At 59.5% G+C, this 2,781-nt stretch carries 1 protein-coding gene; it reads left to right on the forward strand.

The window, feature by feature from the left end:
• Positions 1-340 precede the first annotated feature (340 nt).
• A complete protein-coding gene (locus BM252_RS29665; protein WP_093391373.1) occupies positions 341-2,710 on the forward strand; it encodes a penicillin acylase family protein in 2,370 nt (789 codons plus the stop codon).
• Positions 2,711-2,781 lie beyond the last annotated feature (71 nt).

Below are 2,781 nucleotides of genomic sequence, written 5' to 3' on the forward strand. Positions count from 1 at the left end.
GAACAGGACCGTGAAACAACTCTGCGCCGATGATAGTGCTGCAACCAGTGTGAAAGTAGGTTATCGTCAGGCTAGTTATATAGTAGTGTAAAAAAACCCACCAGCCTGAACGCGCTCAAGATCGCGTTCGGTGCAGGTGGGTTTTTTTTCGTCGATATTTCCGGCCTACATTTCGCAAATGGAATCTTCCCACGCCGTTGGGCGCCATGCCGAATCCATTTGACCCCCATCAAAGCATCCGCGATTGCGCGGGAGATCATATTCAGGCGCTTCGCGCTTAAATTCTCCGCGCTGCGCATTGCAAGCGCTCTCGTGTCAGCTCGTTTTGATGAGGTCGCTTATGGCATCCGCGATTTTCCAGCGTATCTTGCGCGCAATTGCCATCTTGTTTTTCCTCTTCGCTTCGCTCGATGGCTGTGGCGACGGACCGAGCAATCCGCCGGTGCGTTACAGCGCCGAATTGGCCCGCACCAGTAACGGTATCGTTCATATTCGCGCCGACAACTTTCGCGGACTTGGTTACGGCCTGGGGTATGCATACGCGCAAGACAATATCTGCATGATGGCCGACAGCATGCTGACCGTGCGCGGCGAGCGCTCCAGGTATTTCGGCCCGAATGCCTTTGCCACCCGATCACAGCACGGTGAATACGGCGCCGCGATCGACTATCTCTCGCTTAACAATCTGGACAGCGATTTTTTCTTCAAGGGCTATGTCGACCTTGAGCAGCTCAGGGCCGGCTATGCCGCCGGGAAGGTTGAGATACGCGAGTTGTTGGCCGGATATGCTGCCGGATACAACCGTTTTCTGGCGGAAAACCGGGAACAGCTGCCCGCCGCTTGCCATGGTGCACCCTGGGTGCGCCCGATCAGCCTGGACGACATGTATTTGCTGGTCGCCGAAAAGGCGCTGCATGGCTCTGGCGAGGTGTTCGGCGCCGAATTGGTGGCCGCCGCGCGCGAAGAACCGACTGGCGTGGGCGGCTTGCTGCGCCAAGCCGCCCTCCCGCCATTATTGTTGCCCAAGGAGGATGAGCCGTTCGGTAGCAATGCTTTGGCTGTCGGCAGGGATTTGACGGCGGACGGCCGGGGCATGTTGCTCGGCAATCCGCACTATCCGTGGACGAGTACGGATCGATTCTACCAGGTGCACCTGACGGTGCCGGGCAGCTATGACGTGATGGGCGTCAGCCTGGGCGGCCTACCGATTGTCGTGATCGGCTTCAACCGGGACATCGCCTGGACGCATACAGTCACCAAGGCCATCCACTTCACCACGTTCAAGTTGGTGCTAGACCGCCGCGATACCAGCGGCACCACTTACTTTTACGATGGCGTTCCCTTGAAAATGACAAGCCGGGTGGCAACGGTCGACATCCTCCAACCCGATGGCAGCGTGGCGAGCCGAAGCAAAACCTTCTATTTCAGTCGTCATGGCGCCGTCCTGCTCAAGCCGGAAGCTGGCGCGTCGTGGACGGTAGACAGCGCGGTGGTGCTGGCGGATGCCAACCGCAACAACACCCGGTTGCTGGAACAGTGGTTGGCGATTGGCCGGGCGGGCAGCGTCCAGGCACTGAGAGGTGCGCTGGTGACGGTGGCCGGCCTGCCATGGATCAATACCGTCGCGGCTGACCGGGGCGGCGAGGTGATGTTTATCGATGCCAGCGTGGTGCCGCACGTAGGGGCGGACCAGTTCGCCTCCGATTGTTTGCTGCTACCTTCACTATTGACTTTTGACGGCTCTCGAAGCGCCTGCGCGTGGGGGCGCGACGGCGGCGTCCCCGACGGAATTTTTTCGCCCGCGAACGCGCCGACCTTGATACGGACGGACTACGTCGGCAATTCCAATGACGCCTATTGGCTGAGCAATCCCAGGGAGCTGCTGCAGGGTCCGGCCCCCTTGGGATATTCGCCACTGTACGGTGCGACTGGCGTCGAGCAGTCATTGCGTACACGGATAGGATTTGTTCAGATGGACGAGGCGGTCGCGCGCGGGCGCCGATTTGAGCTAAACGATTTAAACGATTTACTATTTTCGAATCGCATCTATGCGGCGGAATTGCTGCTACCTGATTTTTTGCCCACATGCCTCGCCGCCGGCGATGCTGCAACTACGTCCGCCTGCAAGGTGCTCGCCGCCTGGGACCGTCGGGCCAATCTGGACAGTCGGGGCGCGGTGTTGTTTCGCGACTTCTGGAACGGCGCGGTCAGCATACCGGGCAAGTGGCGTGTACCCTTTAGCGCCGCCGACCCTGTGAATACGCCGCGCGGCATGGCGCCCGAGGTCGCCGGCGCCATGTTGGACGCGCTGAGGAGCGCCGCGCAGAGGCTACGCTCGACCGGCGTTCCGCTAGACGGTAGCCTGGGGGAGTATCAAAGCGATACCCGCAATGGTGTGCGTATCCCTATCCATGGCGGAATAGGGGATGTCGATGGCGCTTACAACTCCATCCATATGGACACCCCCCTCGAGTTTGACGGCTACCACACGGTCGCATGGGGAACCAGCTACATCCAAGTGGTCGGATTTGACGATGCCGGACCGGTGGCCCGAGGCTTGCTGACGTATGGACAGTCGACAGATCCTCGGTCACCCTACTATGTGGATCAACTGCCGCTGTACTCGGAGAAGCGCCTGCAAAGCCTACCTTTCAGCGTGACGCAGATTCGCGCGGATGGAAATTATCGGGTTTCTAGACTGATTGAGTAATTGAGCCTTGCAAGGGGGGAGTTGCTTTGCTATAGTTCGCCTCCCCGCAGAACGGAGCGCGCAAAACAGCG

Origin of the sequence: Rugamonas rubra (genome assembly GCF_900114705.1) — a bacterium.
GTDB lineage: Bacteria > Pseudomonadota > Gammaproteobacteria > Burkholderiales > Burkholderiaceae_D > Rugamonas > Rugamonas rubra.

What these genes read in the sequence shown, in the direction of transcription:
- BM252_RS29665 (WP_093391373.1), top strand. Translation starts at nt 341, where the DNA reads ATGGCATCCGCGATTTTCCAGCGTATCTTGCGCGCAATTGCCATCTTG.